Annotated in this window: 22 protein-coding genes and 2 pseudogenes; 1 reads left to right on the top strand and 23 read right to left on the bottom strand. The window is 61.8% G+C overall.

What is annotated here, in order from left to right; all coding sequences use genetic code 11:
* Positions 1 to 22: 22 nt before the first annotated feature.
* From M1R55_RS17535 to M1R55_RS17510, 7 genes are all read right to left on the bottom strand, one after another.
* Positions 23 to 316 (bottom strand): transposase, encoded by a 294-nt coding sequence (locus tag M1R55_RS17535; protein ID WP_249394823.1) that lies wholly within the window; start codon positions 314 to 316, stop codon positions 23 to 25.
* A complete protein-coding gene (locus M1R55_RS17530; protein WP_249394822.1) occupies positions 313 to 525 on the bottom strand; it encodes a hypothetical protein in 213 nt (70 codons plus the stop codon). Before M1R55_RS17530 ends, M1R55_RS17535 begins: the two co-directional genes overlap by 4 nt.
* Positions 526 to 585: 60 nt before the next feature.
* Positions 586 to 777, bottom strand: coding sequence for a hypothetical protein (locus M1R55_RS17525; RefSeq protein ID WP_249394821.1), 192 nt, complete (start codon positions 775 to 777; stop codon positions 586 to 588).
* On the bottom strand, positions 774 to 905 hold the full coding sequence (locus M1R55_RS31765) for a hypothetical protein (RefSeq protein ID WP_256566020.1): 132 nt from the start codon (positions 903 to 905) through the stop codon (positions 774 to 776). The genes M1R55_RS17525 and M1R55_RS31765 overlap by 4 nt, the downstream gene beginning before the upstream one ends.
* A gap of 1000 nt (positions 906 to 1905) precedes the next feature.
* Positions 1906 to 3435 (bottom strand): NAD(P)/FAD-dependent oxidoreductase, encoded by a 1530-nt coding sequence (locus M1R55_RS17520; protein ID WP_249394820.1) that lies wholly within the window; start codon positions 3433 to 3435, stop codon positions 1906 to 1908.
* A 55-nt stretch (positions 3436 to 3490) separates the two neighbouring features.
* Positions 3491 to 4345 carry an SDR family oxidoreductase gene (locus M1R55_RS17515; protein WP_249394819.1) on the bottom strand — a complete coding sequence of 285 codons (855 nt, stop codon included), beginning with the start codon at positions 4343 to 4345 and terminating at the stop codon, positions 3491 to 3493.
* Positions 4342 to 5178 (bottom strand): alpha/beta fold hydrolase, encoded by an 837-nt coding sequence (locus M1R55_RS17510; RefSeq protein WP_249394818.1) that lies wholly within the window; start codon positions 5176 to 5178, stop codon positions 4342 to 4344. The genes M1R55_RS17515 and M1R55_RS17510 overlap by 4 nt, the downstream gene beginning before the upstream one ends.
* Before the next feature lie 183 nt (positions 5179 to 5361).
* Between M1R55_RS17510 and M1R55_RS17505 the strand changes: the two genes are divergently transcribed.
* On the top strand, positions 5362 to 5919 hold the full coding sequence (locus M1R55_RS17505; RefSeq protein ID WP_249394817.1) for a TetR/AcrR family transcriptional regulator: 558 nt from the start codon (positions 5362 to 5364) through the stop codon (positions 5917 to 5919).
* A 141-nt stretch (positions 5920 to 6060) separates the two neighbouring features.
* Here the strand turns inward: M1R55_RS17505 and M1R55_RS17500 are convergent, their stop codons facing one another.
* From M1R55_RS17500 to M1R55_RS17430, 16 genes and pseudogenes are all read right to left on the bottom strand, one after another.
* Positions 6061 to 6267, bottom strand: coding sequence for a hypothetical protein (locus M1R55_RS17500; RefSeq protein WP_249394816.1), 207 nt, complete (start codon positions 6265 to 6267; stop codon positions 6061 to 6063).
* A gap of 346 nt (positions 6268 to 6613) precedes the next feature.
* Complete coding sequence (gene xylB, locus M1R55_RS17495; RefSeq protein WP_249394815.1) at positions 6614 to 8068, bottom strand: xylulokinase; 1455 nt, start codon at positions 8066 to 8068, stop codon at positions 6614 to 6616.
* A gap of 3 nt (positions 8069 to 8071) precedes the next feature.
* Positions 8072 to 9238, bottom strand: a complete 1167-nt coding sequence (gene xylA / locus M1R55_RS17490; protein ID WP_249394814.1) for a xylose isomerase — start codon at positions 9236 to 9238, stop codon at positions 8072 to 8074.
* 43 nt (positions 9239 to 9281) lie between these two features.
* Positions 9282 to 10079, bottom strand: coding sequence for an ATP-binding cassette domain-containing protein (locus M1R55_RS17485; RefSeq protein WP_249394813.1), 798 nt, complete (start codon positions 10077 to 10079; stop codon positions 9282 to 9284).
* The gene (locus tag M1R55_RS17480; protein ID WP_249394812.1) at positions 10076 to 11296 is read right to left on the bottom strand and encodes a sugar ABC transporter permease; all 1221 of its coding nucleotides are present in this window, start codon (positions 11294 to 11296) and stop codon (positions 10076 to 10078) included. Before M1R55_RS17480 ends, M1R55_RS17485 begins: the two co-directional genes overlap by 4 nt.
* 89 nt (positions 11297 to 11385) lie before the next feature.
* Complete coding sequence (gene xylF, locus M1R55_RS17475) at positions 11386 to 12432, bottom strand: D-xylose ABC transporter substrate-binding protein (RefSeq protein ID WP_249394811.1); 1047 nt, start codon at positions 12430 to 12432, stop codon at positions 11386 to 11388.
* 472 nt (positions 12433 to 12904) lie between these two features.
* A pseudogene (locus M1R55_RS17470) lies at positions 12905 to 14096 on the bottom strand (IS701 family transposase).
* Between the two features lie 156 nt (positions 14097 to 14252).
* Entirely contained in the window at positions 14253 to 15275 is a 1023-nt protein-coding gene (locus tag M1R55_RS17465) for a LacI family DNA-binding transcriptional regulator (protein ID WP_249394810.1), read from the bottom strand.
* A 151-nt stretch (positions 15276 to 15426) separates the two neighbouring features.
* The gene (locus M1R55_RS17460) at positions 15427 to 17724 is read right to left on the bottom strand and encodes a GAF domain-containing protein (RefSeq protein ID WP_249394809.1); all 2298 of its coding nucleotides are present in this window, start codon (positions 17722 to 17724) and stop codon (positions 15427 to 15429) included.
* A 208-nt stretch (positions 17725 to 17932) separates the two neighbouring features.
* The gene (locus M1R55_RS31760) at positions 17933 to 18064 is read right to left on the bottom strand and encodes a hypothetical protein (RefSeq protein ID WP_256566019.1); all 132 of its coding nucleotides are present in this window, start codon (positions 18062 to 18064) and stop codon (positions 17933 to 17935) included.
* A 524-nt stretch (positions 18065 to 18588) separates the two neighbouring features.
* Positions 18589 to 19329, bottom strand: coding sequence for a DUF2087 domain-containing protein (locus tag M1R55_RS17455; RefSeq protein ID WP_249394808.1), 741 nt, complete (start codon positions 19327 to 19329; stop codon positions 18589 to 18591).
* Between the two features lie 374 nt (positions 19330 to 19703).
* Entirely contained in the window at positions 19704 to 20087 is a 384-nt protein-coding gene (locus tag M1R55_RS17450; RefSeq protein WP_249394807.1) for a VOC family protein, read from the bottom strand.
* 79 nt (positions 20088 to 20166) lie between these two features.
* Positions 20167 to 20460, bottom strand: a pseudogene (locus M1R55_RS17445) (IS6 family transposase); the annotation flags it as partial.
* 234 nt (positions 20461 to 20694) lie between these two features.
* Entirely contained in the window at positions 20695 to 21462 is a 768-nt protein-coding gene (locus tag M1R55_RS17440; RefSeq protein WP_249394806.1) for a hypothetical protein, read from the bottom strand.
* Between the two features lie 119 nt (positions 21463 to 21581).
* On the bottom strand, positions 21582 to 22778 hold the full coding sequence (locus M1R55_RS17435; protein WP_249394805.1) for an acyl-CoA dehydrogenase family protein: 1197 nt from the start codon (positions 22776 to 22778) through the stop codon (positions 21582 to 21584).
* A 226-nt stretch (positions 22779 to 23004) separates the two neighbouring features.
* The gene (locus M1R55_RS17430) at positions 23005 to 23487 is read right to left on the bottom strand and encodes a glycosyltransferase (RefSeq protein WP_249394804.1); all 483 of its coding nucleotides are present in this window, start codon (positions 23485 to 23487) and stop codon (positions 23005 to 23007) included.
* Between the last annotated feature and the right edge of the window lie 128 nt (positions 23488 to 23615).

Below are 23615 nucleotides of genomic sequence, written 5' to 3'. Positions count from 1 at the left end.
GGAAGGGATTCTGCTGGCGAATTCAGGCGGCACGCAATTGAGCGAAGCGCGAGCGCCTGGTTCTGACGGGCCGATCCCCGTCCAGCCAGGCACAGAGCCGAACTCCATTGGTGGCTAGGGCAATCAACACATGCTGGAGAGACGTTTTTTGCACTCCCCGATAGCGACACCTTCTCAGTCCGAAGGCTCGAACCCCCTGTGAAAGGGTGCCCTCAATGCCCGCGCGCCGCTGGTAGCGGCGCCGCGCTTGTGCATCAACCATGGCGTCTCGCGCTGCATGCAGCGCTTCCTGCTGGGCTTGGGGCTGAAACGTCAACGATTCGGGTCGACTGGCGTCAGGACAAACGTCTTCCCTGACACGTTGAAGCCGCGCGTCAGGCGTTGTCCGATGAGGTCGCGGGCCAGGGAGGACGCAACGGTCACAACGAACGTCTTGGCCGCGTTGTTGACACGGACGGTTCCGTAAAAGGCTTCGTAGCCATTCACCGTGTAGGCGGTGTCCGGGGCCGCACGGTTGGGGTTCATGGCCTGCACCGGCATGGTGCCGGAAGAGGTGAAGACGATCTGGCCGGAGTAGGGGATGGGCTAAAGATTTCCTGGGGTGCCGACTTCCAACGATGTCATGCGCCAGACCCCGACGAGAGAGCCCAGGCCGCGCTGAGCCGTGCTGCTTTGAGCTGGGGTACTGGGAATCGTGCTGGATTGAGCGAAGGTGGGCGCGGGGGCCAGGAGCGCAAGCGCAAGTGCGAGCGGGGCAAACTTGAGTTTCGTGGTCATGTCGTCAATTCCTCCTTGGGAACGGTGATGCCGAGCTTGAGCGCTGGCAGGCTTTCTGGAGTGCCAACGGTCTGGTACGCCTTGTCGGTGACAGAGTTCAGCGCCTCGGCGGCTGAACCGTCGAGCACTTTTCAAAGGACGATATGAGGCGTAGTTGGCAGGGACTGTGCATCGGGCGGGAAGAGCTGTCTGCTCATACACGGCTCGTGCCGATTCTCCGCTCATGTGTCCTGACCTCGAACACGTGAGGGAAGTTTACAAAGCCGGATCGGAAGATGCTTGCCTAAAATCCTGGAGTTCTGACCTAAAGCTCTCGATTCCTGGTAAAGAGTGACGTGGTGCTCAACAGCTGGCCGGTCGACGCACCCCAGCAACCGGCACCGTCTGGACTCACCTCACGGGATCTGTTCGTCCACCTCGCCGGTGGTGAGGTCGCCGTCCTGGATGACGTCAGGTGGCGAGTCGGTGAAGGTGCCGCCCTGTTCGGCGGCGACCTCCGACGTCACCGCGGTTCTCATCACGGTAGGTCTGGCCGTTCAGGCCGGTGACGGCCGCGGTGTAGTCGCTCAGCGGGGAGGGATCGAAGGTGACCCAGCTGCCGCTCACAGTGAAGTCCAGCAGCTTTCCCAGACGACCGGCATGTACACTGGGAGATTTGGGGGCGTTCTCGATCCCGTTCAGGCGTCATCTCAGGCACACCACCTACCCCTATGACTGTCCTCGCGGTTCAGAAAAAGGAGACCGGGCTTCCTGGTAGGGGCTTCACGGCTGCACGGGCTGTGCAGATGGACGCGGGATCAACAGCCAAAACCATCATGTTGACGTCAGGAGCGCCCAACACCTGCACCCCTTTCAGGTGATGTACCAGGTCGCTCCGCTCGGCTATCTGCACGCGAAACTGGGTGTCGGTAAGCCCACGCACCTACCACTCCGCCCACACCTCGGCAACCTCAAGGTCAGCTCCGCTCAGCCCCGTAACTTTGCTTGAGAACCACTCATCGGGAAGCCAGCGTTAAGTGCGGCATCCAAGGCTCGAAGTCCAGTTCTCAAGGAAACCTGCGCGCAGAGGATAGAAGGCCGCCATGACGTCATCATGGCGGCCTTCCCCGTTCAGTGATCCATCTGTCTCTAAACCTGGCGGGGGCCCGTGAATTTCAGGGTGGCGTCATTGAGGGGAGAGAGCTGCATGGTGTATTTGTCCAGCAGGTAGTTCTGATAGACCTGCCAGGGCCTCTTTGACCCCTGCTTGGGAAGAGCGTGTGCACTCCGGGTGACATACCCGGAACTGAAATTCAGCATAGGCTGCTCTTCCACAGATGGATCCGCCTGCGGCACAACACTTGTGAGACCGTGCCCGTCCATGTGATTGAGCAGGCGGCACACGTAATCTGCGGTGAGTTCTGCTTTCAGAGTCCACGATGAGTTGGTGTAACCGAAGGCATACGCAAAATTTGGGACGCCGCTGAGCATCATTCCTTTGTAGACCAGGGTTCGGGGGACATCGATGGGTCGTTCGTCCACGGTGAACAGAATGTTTCCCAGTACGTTCAGCTTGAGCCCAGTCGCCGTGACGACGAGGTCAGCGTCCAGAGCCTTGCCCGAGGACAATTCGATGCCGACCGAGGTAAAGCGCTTGATCGTGTCGGTCACGATCGACGCCCTGCCGTCCCGAATCGCCACGAACAGGTCACCATCAGGAACGGCGCACACCCGCTGATCCCAAGGGTTGTAGGTAGGCGTGAACATGGCCGCGTCAAAGTGATGCCCAAGGTATTCCTGTGCGGATTGGTGCAGGCGCTGCCGGAACCTTTTGGGGTACCGCCTCGCCACCTGGTAGTACAGCAGGCTGAGGAGAATATTCTTCCAGCGCACCAGCCCGTGCGACGTTTGTGCTGGGAGCCACCGCTGAAGCTTGAGTGCGGTCTGGTCTACCAGTGGTCGGACGGCCACGTCGGACGGCGAGCGTTGCAGCATGGTGACGTGCGCGGCCCGCTCCGCGAGTGCCGGAACGAGCGTCACCGCCGTGGCCCCGCTGCCGATCACCACCACCCGTTTGCCCGCGTAATCCAGATCTTCTGGCCAGAACTGAGGGTGGACAATCTGCCCCTGAAACGCGGTCTCGTTCGAAAATTCGGGGCGGTGCCCCTCGTCATAGCTGTAATAGCCACTGCATAGGAACAGGAACTTCGCCTGGCGGGTCACCCGCTGGAGGTGACCCTGGGCGTCCCGGTGCTCGGCGGTGACCGTCCAGAGCTGCTCCGAGGACGACCACGCGGCGCCCTTCACTCGGTGTCCGAAACGGATACGCGGCGTGATGCCGGCCTCGTCGGCCGCCTCCTGAATGTAATCCCGAATGTCCGGGCCGTCCGCGATGGACTTGTGTCCGGTCCAGGGCTTGAAGCTGTAACCCAGGGTGTACACGTCGGAATCCGAGCGAATCCCAGGGTACCGGAACAGATCCCACGTGCCCCCGATGGCGTCTCTGGCCTCCAACAGTTCGAATTGTTTATCTGGCGCTTTGGCCAGCAGGTGCCGCGCCGCGCCAATGCCGGATAGGCCTGCCCCGATAATCAGTACGTCGAGTGGACAGGGGCCGTCTGACGGCGCATGTGGGAACGAGACCTGTCCTGGTCGACGTCGTGTGGCTCGGAGCCACATGCTGCCTACAGCAAGGGCGCCCAGCGCTGCACCTAACGCGGTCAACTGCCGCCCTTTACCCACGGCCCGGTCCTGTTCGGCGCGAGGACAGCACCCGGCTCAGCACCGGCCAGTACATGCCGGGCAGGGCGCGCACGAGCAGGTCAACCACTTTGGCGTCGGTGCCCACCACCACCCGGGGAGACCGGCATTCAAGCCCCCGCAGGATCAGCTGCGCCGCGTTCGCTGGTTCAAGGCGCAACAGGCGGTTCATGGCCTGACGCTGAGCTTCGGCTTCCTGAGCGCTCGCTGTGACGCCTCTGCCCACCCGAGCGCTGTTGGCGATCTCGGTGCGGACACCTCCTGGATGCACGACCGTGACGCCAATGTGGTGCGGCGCCAGTTCGTGGCGGAGAACCTCTGAGAAGCCGCGCACAGCGAACTTGCTGGCGCTGTAGGCAATCTGTCCAGGAGGAGCGGCAATGCCGTACAGGCTGGAGACATTCACGATGTGCGGATACAGCTCCGCCTTCAGTGCGGGCAGGAACGCTTTGCACATCGCGACGACCGCGCGGAAATTAATGGCCTGCACCCATTCGAAGTCTTCCAAGCTGATTTCCTCGAACGTGCCGCCCAGAGCTACACCCGCGTTATTGATCAGAAGGGTCACGCGCCGGTGTTCGCGCAGCACGGCGTCAGCGAGTTCTGGGATTTTCGCTGTCTCGCTCAGATCGAATACATGGGTGGTGACCCGAAGCGCTGGATATTGGCGCTGTAACATGGCGGTGACGCTGTCCAGTCCCGCCTGATTCTGGTCGATGAGGGCCAGGTGACTGCCACGTGCGGCAAGGTCAATCGCGAGCGCCTTGCCGATCCCGCTGGCCGCTCCAGTCAAAACGGCGGTGCCGCCTGCAAAGGTGTAAGGAATCATAGGTGTTCTCCCAGAAAGTTGAGGATAAGAGCATTGAAGGCTGACGCCTGCTCAATTTGTGGCAGGTGGCCGGTTGAGGCAAAGAGATGGGTGCGGGCATGGGGATACAGCGTCTGGGCGGCGCGCAGGTGATGGGCCGGCAGCACCCGGTCGTGCTCACCCCAGACGATCAGGGTGGGGATCTGTTGTTTGGCCAGCTGACGGGTGAGGGTGTCACGCCAGGTCTGATGGACGCCTCGCCAGCTGCCCAGGTACCGCGCCACGCGCAGGTAAGAGAGGGCGCGGCCAGGTTGCCCGGCGAGGAACTGGGCGTGCGCGCGGCGTTCGGCAGTCGCGAACTGTGGATCGTGAAAGAGGCTCTTGACCACCCGGGCGCTGTTCCGGGGATTCGGGGCCATCATTCGCTCGCCCAGGCGCGGCACAGCCAGCAGGCGGAGGGCAACCGCGACCTCCTGTCCAAAACCAGCACTGTTGGCCAGCACGAGGTTCTTCGTCTGTTCTGGATACATGACGGCGAATTGCTGCGCGACCGCGCCGCCCAGGGAGTTCCCAATCAGGGTCACCGGGCGCGTCTCACCGGCCGCACTGAGGTAGTGCTGGACGAACCGGGCCAGTCCTGGCAGGGTGTAGGGCACATCCGGCTTGTCAGTCAGGCCGAAGCCAATCAGGTCGGGGACGTACACCTGGTACCGCTCAGCCAGTGCAGGAATCGTGTCGAACCAGTCTTCAAGACTGCGCCCGATGCCGTGCAACAGCACGACAGGGTCACCGTTGCCCCGCTTGATATGGCGGGTTCGGACAGATTGCACCTGCAGAAAATCAGGTTGAAGCACGGCGTCTCCTTTAAGCTAGAGTGTCAGTATGCGAATAAAAACTCATCTTGACAACTCGCGTTCTATACGGTGAAAAATAGTGTTGCTAACACGAGAAACGTCGTAAAAAGTGACGAAGAACTCGCGTTATTAGCGCGGAAGCGGCCGCAGCAGGCCCGCAGCCGCCAGATGGTGGAGCGGCTGTTGTTGGCCGCCGCTCGGGTCTTCCTGGAAGAAGGCTTTGAGGCCGCCACGACCAACCGGATTGCTGAGACCGCAGGCGTCTCGGTGGGATCGCTGTACCAGTTTTTCCCTAACAAGACAGCGCTGCTGTCCGAGCTGCAAATCATCTGGACGCAGCGACTCGGCGCTGAACTCGATGTGGCACTGGCCTATCCACACCGCCCGGTGGTTGAACTTATTGATGAGGTTCTGGGCGTTCATGCCAGATTGCAGCGGGAATCCGGCGGGTTGCTGGGCTTCCTGCTGACCAACAGCCCAACCGGAGACCCCAGCCTCACGGTTCGTAGGGCCATACAGGAACGGCTGGAACATATGGCCCTGATGCGGCGCCCAGAAAGCCTTCCGGAGCACAACCGGTTGCTGGCCCGGATGACCATTCACATTTCCGATGCGCTCTATACCCTCGCGCCAGACGCCGCTTCTGATCCGCACGTTCGCCAGCAAGTGCGGATGGCGCTGCTCGGTTACCTGAAGACCACGTTGGAGGACATCCCTCAGGAAGGATCATCACCACGTTGAGATTGAAGCAGTCGTTCTGGCAGACCTGAACATCCTGCTTGCCTTGCTCGCAGGCGGCAAGTCGATCTGTGGCTCGAGCAGCCGTGCGGATGCAGGCAGCCGTTTTCTGCTCGGCTGTCGTCCAGCTGGCCCTAGGGGCAGTTAGGGCTGCTGTTTGACCTGCAGCGCCACCGCGTCTGCTCGGCGGTACAAGCCACAGAGGTGTTCACGGTCGCCGGTCCGGAGCTTAAAGAGGGCGGCCACGGGTTGACCGTCCGCAGGTTGAAGCCCTTTCAGTCTCAGGGCTTCAATAGTGACGAGGTCTAAAGGGTGGGTCTGGTGGTAAGTAAGGATGTTGTCTTTGGGCATGCAGACGCTCTCCCGCCGGCTCCAGCGCGGGCTCAGGCGGGCATACCGTCTCTCTTAGTTGATAGGGGGCAGGACGAAGGCTGGAGAGAGTGCGGGCTGATCACGCTGAAGCACCTGGTGTTCGGCCAGCCGCGGCCGAAACCATCCTGGTCTCAAACAGCAGCTTGAGCCTCCGCTGTCAACCGCTAAAGGCTTCCCTTTTGCACAACTAGATTAGATTCTTCATTTACGTGACGAAAAAAGAACCTTCGCTAAGTTCAATCTCAGCAGGAGAGCGGCCCCTCACCAATTCATCAGTCAAGCTCTTGCCGCTGAGGGACACTTTTTTATCCTTTCGGTTCAGCCTTCAGCGTTGGTGCTTCAATGCTTCAATGTGCTGATGCTTGGCTTGGGTGGTCTCCACTGCCTGGATGCTGCGGCCCTGAGGTCGCAGCGCTTCCATGGCTTCTTGGAGGGTGCGGTATACCCCCGAAGCAGGCATCGCCAAGATTGCGGCTCCCTCTGCAGCGCCCGGCTCCTGCAGAGACCGCTGAATATCTGAGCCCAGTCCTCCGGCGACGAGGCCCAGCCACAGGTCACTGCGGGCACCTCCGCCAGTGGCCAGGAACGACGTCACGTTCACCAGGGGTCTCATGACTTCAAACGTATCCGAGAGGGCCATGACCGTGCCCTCCAGCAGCGCCCGGGTCAGGTGCCCCCGACCATGCGCCAGTGACAGGCCCGTCCAACTGGCCCGCAGGTTCGGATCCATCCACGGGCTACGCTCCCCAGCCAAGTAAGGTAGGAAGGTTACGCCGTCCGCGCCGTCGGGGACGCTGACAGCCTCCGTCAGCAGCGTGTCGAAGCTGGTATCGGGCGCGAGTTTGTCGCGCAGCCACTGGAGCGCCCCCGCGCAGGCGAGCGTCACCCCGAGCAGGTTGTACCCGCCGTCCGCATGAGCGAACAGGTGGACTCGTCCCTCAGGATCCGGGGTCGGCAGGGTCAGGGGAGCAAACAGCACGCCACTCGTGCCCAGACTGACGCTGCCCAGCTCAGGACGCGCTGCGGTCAGGCCGAGAGCAATGCCTGCAGCGGCGTTGTCTCCTCCACCTGCGATCACCGGCAACCCCTCCGGCAAACCCGTGTGCTGCGCGGCCCAGGCGGTGAGGTGTCCCACGGTGTCCCAAGAGCGCACCACGTCCGGAAACAGATGAGAAGGCAGGTTCAAGGCCCCCAAGACCTCCTCATCCCAGCTGTGAGAACTGAGATTCAGGGCGCCAACACCTGAAGCGTCGGAAGGTTCGGTGTGCATTTGCCCCGTCAAGACGTAGCCCAAGTAGTCCTTGGGCAACAGCACCTGCCGTGTCCGGGCGAACACTTCCGGCTCTGTCTGCCGCAGCCACAGCAGCTTGGGCAATTGAAACCCGGTCACCGCGCGGTTGCCCGTGCGGGCAATCAGGTCGGCACGGGGGATGGCGCGTTCGATCTCGGCCACTGCCGCTGCTGTGCGCTGGTCGTTCCAGAGGGGCGCGGGCCGAAGGGGGTCGCCATGCTGGTCTAAGAAAACCGCGCCGTGCATTTGCCCACTTAAGCCCAGCGCCAGGGGCACGTGACCTGCAGCCAGCAGCACCTCGGCCACCTCACGCAACGCCTCTACGCTGGCGGCGACCCAGTCCTCTGGCCGCTGTTCCGTCCAGCCGGGCTGGGGAGTCAGCAGCGGGTAGGCTCTGGAAGCCTGCACCACCGTGCGGCCGTCCGCACCAAGCGCCACCACCTTGACGCCACTGGTGCCGAGGTCAAGGCCGAGCGTCACCTCAGCCACGGCTTACCGGACGCCCAGCAGCAGGTCGATGGTGAGCTGGTCGAGCTGCTCTAAGCCCATCCCACGTGCTCCAAGGGCGGCCCGGTCAAAGGTCTGGGCCTTGAGCGCCTGCGCTTTCTCGAGGCTGAAGCCCCGGCTCAACTCTTCGAGTCCACCGTCGTTCACCCGGTAGGTGCTCAGAGCCGCCTGAATTTCACTGTCTTCATTGAACTGCCGGGCTTTCTCTTTCAGGATCAGGTAAGTGCGCATGCAGCCGCGGGCAAAGGCCCAGACACCTGCTTCGTCTTCAGTGCGCAGCGCGTGGGCGTCAAACTGCTTGGGGCCAGCGTATCCCGAGTCTTCCAGCAACTTGACCAGCATAAACGCGGTCTTGATGTTCTCCGCCCCAAAACGCAGATCTTGATCAAAGCGGCCCATTTTCTGGTCGTTCAGGTCGATATGAAACAGCTTGCCCGCGTCCAGGATCTGGGCTACCGCATGCGCGAAGTTCAGACCCGCCATGGTGTCGTGCGCGAATTCTGGATTGACGCCGAACAGTTCCGGCTGGTCGAGGGTCGGGATGAAGCCGAGCATGCTGCCAGCAGTAGGGAAAAAGATATCGCCGCGAGGTTCGTTCGGCTTGGGTTCAAGCGCAAAACGGTAACCGTACCCCTGCGCCTGGCTGTACTGGGCCAGGAAGTTCAGGCTGTCGCGGAACCACGCCAGGCTGTCGAGCAGTTTGCCACTGGCATCGACCTCAGTCCCTTCTCGGCCGCCCCAGAAGACGTAAGTGGTGGCGCCGAGTTCATGCCCGAGATCCATGCTGAGCATGGTTTTTTGCAGCGCGTAGGCCCGAACCCGCGCGTCGGCAGAAGTAAACGCGCCGTCTTTGAAAGCCGGATCGGAGAACAGGTTGGTGGTGGCCATCGGGACCACCAACCCGTGATCCGACAGAGCGGTCTGAAAGTCACGCACCAACTGATCCCGTTCCTGAGCACTGGCATCGATGGGCACCAGGTCGTTGTCGTGCAAGTTGATGCCGTAGGCGCCGAGTTCGGCGAGTTTCTGCGTGATGTAGGGGGCGCTCAGCGGTGTGCGGGTCGCCTCACCAAACGGATCGCGGCCCACGTTACCGACTGTCCAGAGGCCGAAGGTGAACTTATCTGCGGGGGTGGGAATGTACTGGGTCATGGTGAACTCTCCTGAACAGAGGACGGAGTGCGGAGGTGGGTCTTTAGTTGGAAGCCGCCTGACCACGCGGCAGCTTGCCCGCGATGATCATTTCCAGCACCTCGTCTTGGGTGATGTCTGAGGTGGGGGAACTGCCCACCACCCGGCCATTTTTCATGACGGTCACCCGGTCGGCCAGATCGAAGACGTCGTGCATGTCGTGGCTGATCAAGAAGATGCCGACGCCTTCTTGCTTGAGCGACCTGATGAGTTCGTTGACCTGGGCCGTTTCCTGCGGGCCGAGCGCCGCCGTCGGCTCGTCCATAATCAACACGCGGGCTTTGAAATAGATGGCGCGGCTGATGGCGATGCACTGCCGCTGGCCGCCGGACAGGTTGAACACCGGCTTTTTAAGGTCGGGCAGATTCACTTTGAGCCGGTCCAGCACCTTGCGGGCTTCCAGTTCCATGGTGTCTTCGTCCAGCACGCCGCCCCGCAGCAGTTCCCGGCCCAAAAAGATATTGGCGGCCACGTCAAGGTTGTCGGCCAGTGCGAGGTTTTGGTAAATGGTTTCGATGCCCAGCAGCTGGGCGGCGCGCGGGCTGCTCAGCTGCACCTCCTGCCCGTTCATCAGCACCTGGCCGGTGTCGGGGGTATACGCGCCGGAGAGCATTTTGATCAGGGTGGATTTGCCCGCGCCGTTGTGCCCGAGCAGGGCCAGCACCTCTCCGGGCATCAGCTGAACCGCGACGTCTTCGAGGGCGTGGATGCCGCCGAAACTCTTGGAAATTCCACGGGTTTCGATCAGAGGCGTGGAGAGATTGCCGTTTCCAGCGCTGTCCTGCTGTCTGGTCAGTGTCATTTGACCCTCCGCTTCTGAACCACCACGTCCAACGTGACGGCCAACATCAGCACCAGGCCCTGAACGACGTTTTGCCATGCACTGGGCAAATCGAGCAGCAACATGCCGTTGATCAGGCTGGCCATCAGGACGGCGCCCAAAAACGCGCCCGGAATGCTGCCACTGCCGCCGGACAGCGACGCGCCGCCGATGACTGCCGCCGCGATGACGCTCAGTTCGGCCAGAGTGCCGGTCGAGTTGGTGCCCGCATTCAGCCGCGCAGTCTGAATGGCTCCGGCCAGTGCGGCGAGCAAGCCCATCAGACTGAACACCATGATGGTGAGGCGAGTGGTGTTGATACCGGCCAGCCGCGCGGCCTCTGGATTGCCGCCGTAGGCGAAGACGTAGCGGCCAAAGCGCGTGGCCCGCACCACCCACATCATGACGGCCGTGACCGCCAGCATCACAAGCACTGGAACCGGGATGCCGCGTGGCAGGCCGCTGCGGGGATCGGCGTAGCCGTTCATGACCAGCACGAACCCCAGCACCAGCAGCAGCATCGCGCCCGTCAACAGGGCCTGCACCAACACGGAGCGATTGGGCAGGCCGCGCCGCGCCCGCTGCTGAAAGGTGCGGAGGTCTGAGGCGAAGATCACAGCCATCAGTCCCAAGCCGACGATCCAGCTCCAGGGGCCGCCAATCGACCCGTTCAGGCCGCCACCGAGAATTTGAAAGCTGTCACTCAGGGGCGCGACGGTTTGGCCGCTGGTCAGGAGCCAAGCTCCGCCGCGAAAAATCAGCAGGCCGCCGAGCGTCACGATAAAAGAAGGCACCCCGAGCTTGGCGATCCAAGTGCCCTGAATGGCCCCCACCAACGCGCCCAATGCCAGCCCCAACAGCAAGGTCAGGACAGCGCCCCACCACGTGTCCTCCGGAAAAATTCGGGAGTTGATGACCGCCATCGCCATGCCGGTAAAGCCCAGAATGGAGCCGATGGAGAGGTCGATGTTGCGCATCACGATAATCAGCACCATGCCGCTGACCATCACGCCGACCGAAGCGGTTTGAACCGAGAGGTTCCAGAGATTGCGCGACGTCAGGAAGATGCCGTTGGTGAGGAGGTGAAAAACAATCCAAATTGCCGCGATAGCCAAGACCATGAAGATCAGGCGGCTGTCGAGGCCCAACCGGGCCATCACGGGAACCCGCGGAATGACGGTGGTGTTGACTCGTTGCATGCGCTCTCCAGTGCTCAAAATCGAGTTCGGGTCAGGACAACCGGGGAATAGGACCTCTCCCCCATTCCCCGGAGCGTCATCCAGAGAGCTTATTTACAGGCTGCGGGGGCCAGCGCACCGCTGACGCCAGCACAGATTTCCGCTTTGGTGGCCCATTTGGCGGTAATCAGGGTACCCAGGTTGGCCTTGGTAATGACCACGGGTTTGAGCAGGAGGCTGCTGACCTTGACCTTCCGGGGGCCGCCACTAAACACTGAGCTGCCTGATACGGCAGCAACTTTGGTACCTCTGGCCAGCTGCACGGCGATCTTGGCCGCCTCGGTGCCCAGCGTGCGCGAATCTTTCCAGACTGTACCCGTTTGCAAGCCCTTGGCGATCCGGTTGAGGGCCGCCTTGTCGGCATCCTGACCCGAAACCGGCACCTTACCCGCCATGCCGACACCGGCCAGCGCTGCGACCGCGCCGCCTGCCGTGCCGTCGTTCGAGGCCACCACCGCGTCAATTTTGTTCTGGTTGGCGGTCAGGAACTGCTCCATGTTGCGCTGGGCAATTTCAGGTTGCCAGCCCTCGGTAAACTGGTTGCCCACGTTCTTGATGGCCCCCGATTTGATGGCGTTGGCCAGCACTTCCAGTTGTCCGGCGTACAGCAGCGCGGCATTGGGGTCAGTGGGGCTCCCTTTGACGAACACATAGTTGCCGCGCGGCTTGGCACTCAAGATCATGCGGGCCTGCAAGCGTCCCACTTCCTTGTTGTCAAATGAGATGTAAAAAGCCCAAGGATCTTCGATGAGGCGGTCGTAAGAGACAACGGGGATGCCCTCTGCTTTGGCCTTGGAAATGGCGGGCAGCACGGCAGAACTGTCTTGCGCCAGCACGATCAACACGGTCGCGCCGCGCGTCACCAAGCTTTCAATATCCGAGAGTTGCTTCTCGTTGGAGCTCTGGGCATCGGCGCTGATGTACGTCGCGCCTAACTTGGCGAGCTGCGCTTTGATGGCCGCCTCATCGGTCTTCCAGCGTTCTTCTTGAAAGTTAGACCAGCTGACGCCGACCACGACACGTTGAGCCAGTGCGGGCGAAGCGGTCAGCAGGGCGAAGCCGAGGACGGCGGTCATGAGCTTGCCAGATCGGTTCATAGCACTCCTTAAACGGCGGGATCAGGCCCGCTGCGGGATAGGTCTTCGCCAGCCCTAGTCCATTCAGACACCGAAAGAGGGTCAGCAGGGCTGTCTGTATCGCCCATCTACTAGGCGCTCCAGTCGTGACGAAATCGATTTCGGTAGATAAAGTATACAGAGTCCAGTGGAGAGTGCAAGGGGTCACACTTCATTGCGTAAGTGCATAGGCCGGATAGATCCCTGTTCGCTGGGAAGATGTCTGTTAACCGAGACTCGCGGCAGCACACAAATTGAAAAGGCACTGGGTTTTAGTACTACAGTTGCAGTTAGCGGGAGGAGAGCCAGCGTTGTTGACGTTGGCGATGACACCGTTGGGCTCGTGCCTGGTGGCGTCGTCGCCACCCCGACCACTCCCAGATCCGCAGGTTGAGCTGGTGCTGCGGGAGAACCAAGCGCAACAGACGGCGCACCTCAGGAACCGTCAATGGAATCAACTCCGGGTCGTTGACTGACCCCCCTTTTTTTCGTGGGCGGTGACCACGGTCAGGAAAGCGTGGGCCAACAGGGCTAGCGTGATATGTCGGTACCAGCCCACCCACGAGCGCACTTCATAGTGATCCAACCCCACCTCACCCTTGGCCATCTCAAAGGCCACTTCTATCGCCCACCGTGATCCAGCGGCCTGCACGACCTCTGGCAAGGTCGTGCTTGAGGGTGCGAAGGCCAGGTAATACGCGAGGTCTGTGGGGTCTTTGAGCGAGCGACGAACCAGCACCCAACGCTCGAATCCAGCTGGCAGGATCGGCCCGAGTCCCGCCGACACGGCGGGACCCATCAATTCGGTGACACTGACCCAAGCCCACTCAAAGAGGCGGTCTCCCTTGCTCCCGGAACCGGCACTCCAGGTCTGCCACTGATCCGGCTCAAACTGCTGGGCGACGTCAGCCACCTGGGTTTGCTTGGGACCAGACTGGTCCCAAGTCCACACATGACAATTTGACGCCACCGCCAAGACATATGGTTGCTGACGCTGTTCGAGGAAGCTACGGACGTTGGAAGCCGAATACACCGCGTCGCCAGTGACCCAGGCGGCGTGTACGCCGCCTGTAAAAGCCCGCTCAAGCATGGCGAGCGCGAGTTGTGGCTTGGTCGCGGCCCCAACAGTCTCAGGAATCTGAGCCGCTGCACACCGGGCAGGATCATCCACCCAGCTTTTGGGCAAAAAGAGCTCGCGGTCGATCAGGGCAGTGCCATGAGGCGTGGCGTAGGCGAGGAAGACCCCAATTTGACAGTTTTCAACTCGCCCCGCAGTGCCGCTGTACTGCCGTTGGACACCAGCGGATTGCGTGCCCTTCTTGAAAGCCGGTTTCATCGAGGATCAGCACCGCTTCGGGGGTCTGAAGGTGTTCGAGGACGTACTCGCGGAGGTCGTCACGAACGACCTCCGCATCCCACTGCGCCGTGGACAACAAGCGTTGCACGCCGAAGGGCGTGCGCTCACCGATCTGCTCGGCGATCTGCCAGCCGTTCTTGCGCTCAACAGGGCTGAGGAGAGCCTGCAAGTATGCGAAGGCCCGCTGACGTTGTTCACTGCGGGTAAAACGGGACGCAATCCGTTGGTGGAGCACCTTCAAGTCAGCCGACCAGTGATGGGGTTGAGACAGAGGGGAAGAGCTCGACATGCCTCATGCTAACGCTCTTAACTGCAACTGTAGTACTAACGGGGCGTGGCAAGGTCAATCCCAGTGACGCCGGTGCCAGTTTTCGTCCAGCGTAGGCCGTTGCGCCCTCAACGTCGCTCTTTCGAGGATGCATTTCTCGCCGATTCCAGACGAGATTTAGGAGCCGTACCGCCGGGTACTGTGGCGCACAGTGAGGTGGGTGGGCAACAGGAGTTGGCACGCAGGGTCGCCGGCCAATTGGCCCAGCAGGGCCGCCACGCCTTCGGCCGCCATCTCGGCAGCAGGGTGATACACGGTGGTCAGGCCGCCTGCGATGTACTCGGCACCCAGGATGTCGTCGAACCCCACCAAAGAGACGTCGCCAGGCACGCTGAGGCCCGCTGCATGAAGGGCGTGAAATACCGCTGCTGCACCCAAATCCGTTTCGGCAAAGACCGCGCTGATGTCGCCGCGCCGCACTGCCTCGACCAACTGAGTTCCGTCGTGCAGAGCGGGGCGGGGCGGCAACCCAGCCGAATGTAGAGCTTGGCGGTACCCTTCTTCACGGCGGTGAAAATGCTCGACTCCGCTGGCTGTGCCGCCACCGTAAAAGGCAACGTCACGGTGTCCAAGCTCTAGCAGATGGCGGGTCGCTTGCGCCGCGCCAGCCTGATGATCCACGTCTACGGCGCCGATGTTGGGAGGCACACGCTGAGTCCAGAGGGCCACCACAGGCAATGGTGCGGCGTGCAGGGCATCGAGGAGGCCGTGACCCCGCAGAGGGTCACAGCTGACCAGCAGTCCGTCTACCCGGCCATCCAAAAACGTGTGGATGGGGACGTCTCCGCCGGGGTAGATCACCAAGGCGGGCACCTTCAGGTCACGTGCAGCGCCGCTGAGACCCGCCAGAATCGCTCCATCGAAGGTGCGCCGCACGGCGCCCGCCGAGACGCCGTCCAGCAGGCTGTCCGGCTCGGACGCGCCCACCGCTTCGAGCACCACGCCCAGTTGCCCGGTCTCGCGGGTTCTGAGATTGCGGGCCGCGACGTCAGGAACGTAACCCAGTTCAAGCGCGACTTGACGTACCCGTATGGCGGTCTCGGCATTGACCGGGTACTCTGCCCGCCCAGAGAGGACTTTGGACACGGTGGCCGAACTGACCCCGGCTGCCAACGCCACCTCCTTGATCTTGATCCGCATAAGCCTCAGCCTACGGTGTTTGAGTGGTCGTGTTGCCTTAACTGAGCCGAGGTACGCTGACCTTCCGTGGGTTCTGACAAGTTTGTGTGTTGAACCGAGCCGTGGGAAGCTTGGTTCGTCACACAAACTTGCCACAGCCCCTGTTCCCCCGTCACTGCGCTTTGGGGAGTGTAAACGAGAAGGTGGCACCCTGATCCAGCACTCCCTCAGCGGTCACCGTGCCGCCGTGCCGGGAGATCACTCGGCGCACGTTGGCCAGTCCGACGCCGTTGCCTTCAAATTCCTCTTGGCGGTGCAGCCGCTGAAACACCCCGAACAGCTTGTGGGTGTACCCCGAATCGAACCCAACCCCGTTGTCCCGCACGAAGACGCGCCAGTCCTGGGAACCTTCTTCGGCCCAAACCTCAATCTGCGCTTCTGCTCGGGGAGCGGTGTATTTCAGTGCATTGGAGAATAAATTCTCCATGACTTGACGCAGCAATGCGAGGTCACCCATCACCAGGGGCAGCGGCCCGACCGTCCACGTCACCTGTCGGTCGAGGGCTTCGGGTTCAAGCAGTTCCCGAGCACTGCTCACGACCGCCCCCATGTCCACCACCCGCGAGTGCAGCGGCTGCTGGGACGTGCGGGAGAGGTCCAGGATGGCGTCAATCAGCGTCGTCATGCGAGTCGCAGCTTGATCCATGATGCCCAGGTAGCGGGCGGACTTCTCATCCAGTCGGTCGCCCAGGGTCTTGCGGAGCAGTTGAGCGAAACTGGTGAGGTGCCGAACAGGCGTCCGCAAATCGTGCGAGACCGAGTAGGCAAACGCTTCGAGCTCCTCGTTGGCCGCGCTCAGCGAACGGGTTCGGGCGTCCAACATATCGCGTTGCACCGTCAGTTCCCGGGCATGTTCAGCGCGTTCCAGCGCCAAGCCCAAGCTGTGCATGGTCGTCTCCAACACGGCTCGGTCGGTTGCCGTCCACGCCCGCTCGTGAAACAGACCGATCACAAAGATGCCCACCGTGGTTCCCGACACCTGAAGAGCCAGCGAAACCACCGCCCTGATGTGCTTGACGACCTCGGCGTCTGTATCACTCCCCTGTGCGTAGACGTCCTGATACAGAGGCTGACCGGTATCGAAGGGCTGACGAAGGGTCGGGATCTCGCTTGGAAAGCCAGCGTCCACCAACGCCTGAAGCGCGTCGTTGCCGAGGTCGCCGACTTGGGAGCGGCAGCGCCACAGCTCTCCTTCAGGTTCGTAATACACCGCGTATCCGGACGGCAACAAGGACAGCACGATTTCCTGAGCCCGGCGCACCAACGGGACGCGCTGGGTTTCAAACATAAAGTCTTGCGCCAGCTGGGAGAACGCCTCGAGGGCCCGGTTGCGGTGCTGCACCTGCTCGACCTGTTCGGCCCGGTCGAGGGCCAGACTCAGTCCCCGGCACACAGCCAGAAACAGAGCGCGGTCACTGGCTGTCCAGTGATGCTGATCTTTGAGACCGACCACCAGCACCGCCTGCACCTCACCCTGCCGCAGGAAGGGATAGGTGGCGACCGCGTGATACTGGTTGGTGCGCTCCAACCACTCCTGCTGGGCGTCCCAAGCGTCCACGAACACTGGGGCCTGGGTGCGGAGCGTGGCGGCAAACACTGGAGTTTCCAGAGGTAAACCAGCTCGCAACTGCGCTAACAGCTCTGGATTCTCGGCCAGATTTTTACTCTCGACCCGCAGTTTCCAGCGCTCCCCTTCGCATTCGTAGTAGGCCGCGGTGCTGCCCGGAAAGCGTTGATCCAGCACGGCGACGCCGTGCTGCGCGAGTAAGAAGACCTCCGTTTCGGTGCCGACAGCTTCGGTGAACGCGATAAAGGCTTCCTGCGCGCGGGCTTCCCGGTACACCTGCTGGGTGCGCTCCTCGACTTGCTGCTGCAAATCTGACATCAGGCGGGCGCGGCCCAGGGCGATGCCGCACTGGGTACTCAGGGTGCGCAGGAAAAAGCGTTCTTCCTGCGTAAAGTGGTGCGGCTCCGTGAAGTCCAGCACGATGAGCCCCAGAGCCCGCTGGTTCTCGAACATGGGCAGCACGGCGGTGGCGACGGGGGGTGGGGCGCCGACCCGCTCTTGGAGATCGGGATAGGCCAGCATCAGCGCGTCCTGGTGCTCAAAGAACAGGGCCGTCTGCTTGAGCAACGCCGCCCCAGCGGGGATGCTGTCGTCGAGTGGCCCATCGTTCCAGATGGTGGGCACCTCTGGACTGTAGCCGCGGCTGTGGGCCAGTTCTAGGCGGTCGCCTTCCGCGTTGACCAACAAGACGGCTCCGGTCGTGGCATCCACAGTGTCCAGGGCCGAGGTGAGCAGGATCTCGAAGACGCCGTGAACCGTGGTGGATGCGGCGAGGGCATGGGTCACGTCTTGCAGGCGCTCATTCAGCGAGAACCGTGCAGGCGTGTCGGAAGGGAGGGACATGAGGTCAGCTTAGGGTGGAGCGTTGCTGGGCCGCCATGAGCTAAAGATCATAATGCGGGGTACTGGAAGCGGGAACAGCAGGGACTCGCCCACCGGATAGCGCAGCCGGGCGTGCAGTGGATCCAACGTGCCGCTCGAGGGGGCAGTTCACAGAACAGCCCTCCTCGGTGCCCTGCTCTCACCACCACTGCCATTCTGCGGCAAGCGTTTAAGCACAAAATGCTCGCTCTTCGACCACTCTCTGCCCCGCCGCGACTGCCGCCAACAGGCGCTCAATCCGCTCCTGAAGCTCATACCGTTGCTGCTCAGTGGAGCCCAACGGCTCAGGCAAGAGATTCATCCCTCATGAGACTGGAAAGGTTGGACGTCTCCTGCATACCGCACAAGGCTGTGCAACATCACAGGCCACCCCTACAGGTCGCCTTCTTCTCATCACTTCGGTGATGCTCAGGAAGGCCCTTCACCTGTTGACGGCATTCCCTCGGCCTCTGACGACTGAGGTGCTGCCGAGGCCTAGAGGGCGTCCTGCGTCTCCTGCACAGCCTTCTCCAAGACCCCCCCCCCCTGAGCGCTGGCCGTATCCCGTTGCCGCTCCCGACACGTCCACCGCGGGGTACGTCTGGCTGCCCGTGCGGCTCGAGGGAGACATGGCCTACCTGGACTGGCAGGAGGAGTGGCGGATCGAAGACTTTAATTGAAGGCCAGCCAGCAGTCCACCTGATGCCTATTTGGGACGGGGTCAGGAGGTCACTTGGGGGAGGAGGAGCACATCCTCGCGACCAATCTTCCGGCTGATAGCTCGAACCAGAGCCCGCAACCTCGATCACGAGGTGGTTTCAGCCCGAAGATTGATCTTGACGTGGGTCACCGACTTGCGGAAGGATCTGCCTCCTGGCTCACACGCCAGTACACGGCTCCATTGGGCGTTCGTGCCAGCCAGCCGTATTCAATCAGGGTGCGCCGTACTTCTGCGACGTCGCCAGCTGTCAACCAGGGCTGTAACACTTGCGTAACTTCCGCTTCGGTATAGGTTCGCTGCAGCTCGAACAATTTCGCCAGATACGGGAGAAGTGCCTCAAGCGCGCGCGTCTTGCGCGTCCAGATACGCACCTGCCCCTCCTCACTCAGGTACCGCTTGAGCGTCCCGACCTCAGCCTCGTGCTTCTCCAGAACATCCAGCATAGCGGTGTACAGGGGCGCACTGGGGTTGCCCAGAAAGATGCGGGCTTCCTCATGCACGACAGCGAACTTCAGAAGGTACAGCGTCAGGTGATGGTTCCGGAACGCCTGACTGCGGGGCTGGAGCCAGGCTTGAAGCCGGTCCGCCGCCAGGTCGGAACTGGGCTGGTCCGCGACGAACGCCTGAATGGTCTGTTGGAATGGCTGCAGATCAGGCTGAATGTCCAGTACCTCAGTGAGCGTCAGGGTCTCAAGTGCAGTCCCGATGGCCTCGGCAAGGGCTGCGAATGCTGGCCCGTCGAGTACACCCGACCAAACGGTTCTGACACTGAGATGTCGCCATACATCAGGATGCTCGCCTCTGAGCAAGGCATGCCAGAGTTGAGCGGCGGCGCGGTTCTCGTCGTAGCTAAACTGCTTCGACATCCGCAGCGCCCAACGGATCCAACCACGCGCTTTACGCGATGCCAGAGGTGTGACTCGTTCGAGTGCCTCCCGAAGAAGAGAAGAGGCCTGAGCATTGTCTGGCCCAGAAAACCCCAGTGCCCCTAATTCCCGGCTGATGAGGGAAGTGAGCCTGCTGGGCAGATCCACAAGGAGCGCGATACCTGGCCTGTCTCGCCACTCAATCGTCATGGTTGAACCTCAGGCGCATTATTGTGCATCCAGACGGTCGTGCCCCTCTTGACGTGCGTCGCGCTAAAACTTGTGAGTCTGGGTACTTCCTGCGCGTCAGTCCCTTACAGTTTCTTAGATAACGGTTTGCAACGAGGTCAGCAGCGTCTCCAAGAGATCCATACCTACCTCGCAATCTCCCAGATATTCCCCGCCGGGTCTTTGAAACTGGCCGTACGGATCCCCCAGGGACGATCCATCGGTCCATTCAACAGGGGGACACCTTTGGTCTCCAGCTCCGCACACTTGGTATCAACGTCATCGACCTCCAGCGTGTAAACCGCACGCGCGCCAGTTTGACTGTTGGCAACATTGGCGGGGGTGACCAGCTCGTTTGCCTGACCGATCTGAAGCAGGTTGATCCTGGTGGAACCGAATGTGAAGACGACTGAGGTATCGCCCTCAAAAAAGATCGGAAGTTCAAAAACCCGGCTATAGAACGCCTTCGTCTCTTTAAGGTTTTCGGCGAAAAGCGTGATGGTGTTCGTCCAGGTGGTGTCTTTCGTCATTGCTGTTCTCCTTGCTGCTGGCTGAGCCAGTCCAGTGCCATGACGCTCTGGTTGAGGATGGAGATATGACCGTCATCAGGCGAGGTGAAACGGCCCGCCACAACCAGTGACGGACACCGCCGACGGTGGTACACAACTCGTCCATGTGCCACCGGGAGCCCCGACGGGGTTCCCGGTGACGCAGCTCTTCAGCGATGAGCAGCGAGAATTTGATGTTCCACTTGCGCAGCGTGTCATGGCTGACCCGGGTGCCGCGTTCCTGGAGCAGTTCCTGGACATCCCGGTAACTCAACGGGAAGCGGTCATAGATCCAAACCGCGTGTTGGATGACGCTGATCGGGAAGCGGTGTCGGTAGGGCGTTGGGTCAGTCACTGTCCACCACCTTACTAATTAACCTGACGGAACCCCTTGGCGACACTTATGCCATGTTTTGGTTAGGTTTTGGGGGTAGTCAGGGAATTCTTGACCTGCCAGAGGAGAATGCCGGTGGAAGGATTCAAGGCGGCGAAGGCGTCAGTATTTCCGAGTTCTAGGTGGTTGGGAAACAAGTTGAACACATCAGGATCTTCCGTTCTGGTGCTCCTGAACGACCGGCGAGACCGACGCTCAGCAGAAGAAAAAGCAGAGGATGTCGTCAATGATGCCGGCGGCGAAGCCCAGCCCACCCAGGAGGGCGCTCGGCGCGTCCGAACTCAGGCTGAACAACCCTTGCAGCGCCCCGGCGATGGCTTCTGCCCCGAAACCCAGCACCTTGAGGATGCCGCCCACAGCGTCTGCGCCCAAGCCCAGGACGTCCTTGAGGGCACCGGCAATGGCGTCTGCGCCGAAGCCCAAGCCTTTCAGGATACCGGCGACCGCGTCTCCACCTAAGCCGTAGATCGCGCTCAATGCTCCGGTAATCACGTTGACTGTAAAGCCCAGGCCCTGGAGGATGCCAGCGACCGCGTCACCCGTTAGCCCCAGCACGGTCTGGAGTGCACCCGCAATAGCATTGGCTCCATAGCCCAGACCTTCCAAAATGCCGCCCAAGACAGCGCCGCTGAGGTTGAACACCGCGTTCAGGGCACCCGCGATCACGTTCACGCCGAACCCCAATCCTTGGAGGATCGTCCCGATCGCTGCCGCTGGCAGGCTGAACACCGCCTTCAAAGCCCCCGTAATAGCGCTGGCGTCAAAGCCCAGAGTTTTGAGGATGCCCCCCAGGACGTCGGCGCCCAAGCTGAACACATCGGACAGCGCCTGCGTGATGATATTCACGCCGAAGCCTAGACCATTAAGGATGAAGCCCACGGCCCCAGCCCCCAGACTAAACACCTCTTTCAACGCGCCCGTGCGGGCTGTGCAGGAGGCGCTGCCGAATTTGGAGAGCTGCACCGAGCGGCCTGCTGCTCTGCCCTTGAACCTACACGCTTGTTATGAACGCAGGAAAAGGTGAGGGGCGCACAGCGCCCCCCGCTATAGGAGTGCGTCTCGGGTGGAGAGCTGAGTTGGGTTCAGCCCCAGCGCGGTGAGGCGCCCAACAAGCCCAGGTGAGTCTTCCCAACGATTTCATGAGTCAAGGCGTCGTTTGCAGGATGGATGCCGCCCATCGCCACGTCCCGGTACAGCCGCTCAAATTCGGTGCCCCGGAACGCGCCGCTTCCGCCCATCACGTCCAGGCCGAGATTAAGCACGCGCCGGGCGCCCTGCACCGCTCGGTACTTGGCCGCCACGATCTTCGAGGGCCACAGGCTGCCGTGGTTCACCCCGCTTGACCAGTCATCCGTGATGCGTTCCAGGTGCGGCAGCAGCGTCTCAAGTTCCAGCGCCATCTCGGCCACAAGGTGCTGCACCATCGGATTGTGCGCCATGGTGGCGCCGCCCATGGCCACCGAGGTCTTTTTCGTCACGCTCTGCACGGTCAGGTCGAAGGCCCGCTCGGCGCAGCCCGCGTAGATGTGGGCGAAGTTGAGCAGCGCCCAGGCAAAAATGTTCAGCACGAAGGCGTCTGCACCGGCCCAGTCGGCAGGAAGCACTCGGACGACCTGGCTGTCCGGGACGAACACATCACGGAGCACTGTATCGTCGCTGCGGGTGGCGCGCATGCCCATCACATCCCAGGTCTCGGCGATGTGATAGCCCGCCGTATCGCGGCGGATAAAGGCGTGAACGACTTTGGGATGCTCGGGGTCGGAGGTATCCATGGCGTGCAACCCCAGCCAGGTCCAGACTGGTGACAGACTGCCGAAAATCTTGTGGCCCGTGAAGTGATAGCCGCCCTCAACGCGCTCGGCCCGCGCGCTTGAGTACATCAGGGGCAGGTCATTGCCCGCCTCACCATGCCCAGCGGCGAAGATTGCACCGCCCGCCGCTTCTTTAAGCAGCCATTCCAGTGAATCATCGCCCGCGCGGTACAGGTCGGCGGCGACGCCCGTCCAGTACAGGTGCATGTTGATGGCCAGCGCGGTCGCGGGTGCCCGGTAGGCCAGACGGCGCTGCTCGCAGGCCACTTCAGCTAGGGTGTATCCGGCCCCACCCAGTTCCTGGGGAATGGCAAGTTTCAGGTAGCCGGACGCCCGAAGTTCTTCGAAATCCTCACTGAAAAATCGGTTCTCGCGGTCATATGCAGGAGCGCGGACGGCAAAGCCCTTCAGAAGCTCGTCGCTGAGCACTGGGGGGATGACCGGCATTGTAGGCAACATGGTGGTCATTCGTGTCTCCTTCCACGGGCGTGTGGTGGCCCGGGAATGTGAAGGGGGTGGAGGACGGAGCGGGAGTCAGGAATGAGGACGAGCGCCTTCCCAGGTCTGTTCTCCAAGAAGGATGATGCCGGGGCTTGAGAGACTGGGGCTTGGCGGCGGCAGCCCAGGGTGGAGAACGGTGGCTGAACGCTTTGACGTCATGTGCGGTTTCCTCTTTTGCTGAGACGCTCGTTTGTCAGAGTAATTCGGCTATTGTGGCCGCCGCGCGGGCGGCGCCTCCGGTCTCGACGGCCTGCGAGTGGACTGGGCGGCCAATGGTAGAGGCGATGGCTTCGGCGATCACCTGCGGGGTCGAGGTCTCGAAGTCCATCCGCCGTCCGGCGCCGTAGCGGTTCAGGCGGTAGGCAACGTGGAACTGTTGCTCGAAGTGGTGGCCCAGCGGGAAGTACAGGAACGGGCGACCACTCGCCGTGAGTTCCATGGTGGTCGTGAGGCCACCCTGCACAACTGCGAGGTCGCAGGCCGCCAAGAGTCGGTAGAGGTTATGCACGTAGGGATGCACCTCTAGGCCAACTCTCGTGGGTAGTGTGGCCGGGTCAATCCTTGGCCCGGCAACGACCACCATGCGTAATCCTGGTACCAGGCGCCGGGCCTCATCAAAGGCGTCGATGACCCGGTGCAGGAGGTGAGCGCCGACGCCCGAGCCGCCGACGGTCACTACACAGACTGGCTCGTCAGGTGCATAGCCCAGTTCCGCGCGAAGCACCTCGCGCGGCGGCAGGCCCGCCGGGTCAAAGCCAGCGATATAGCCAGGGAACGAGAAATGCTCCTGGGTCCACTCGCGGA

Origin of the sequence: Deinococcus sp. QL22, assembly GCF_023370075.1 — a bacterium.
GTDB lineage: Bacteria > Deinococcota > Deinococci > Deinococcales > Deinococcaceae > Deinococcus.
Note: the sequence above shows the minus strand (reverse complement) of the source record. Positions and strands in the feature narration are given on the sequence as shown.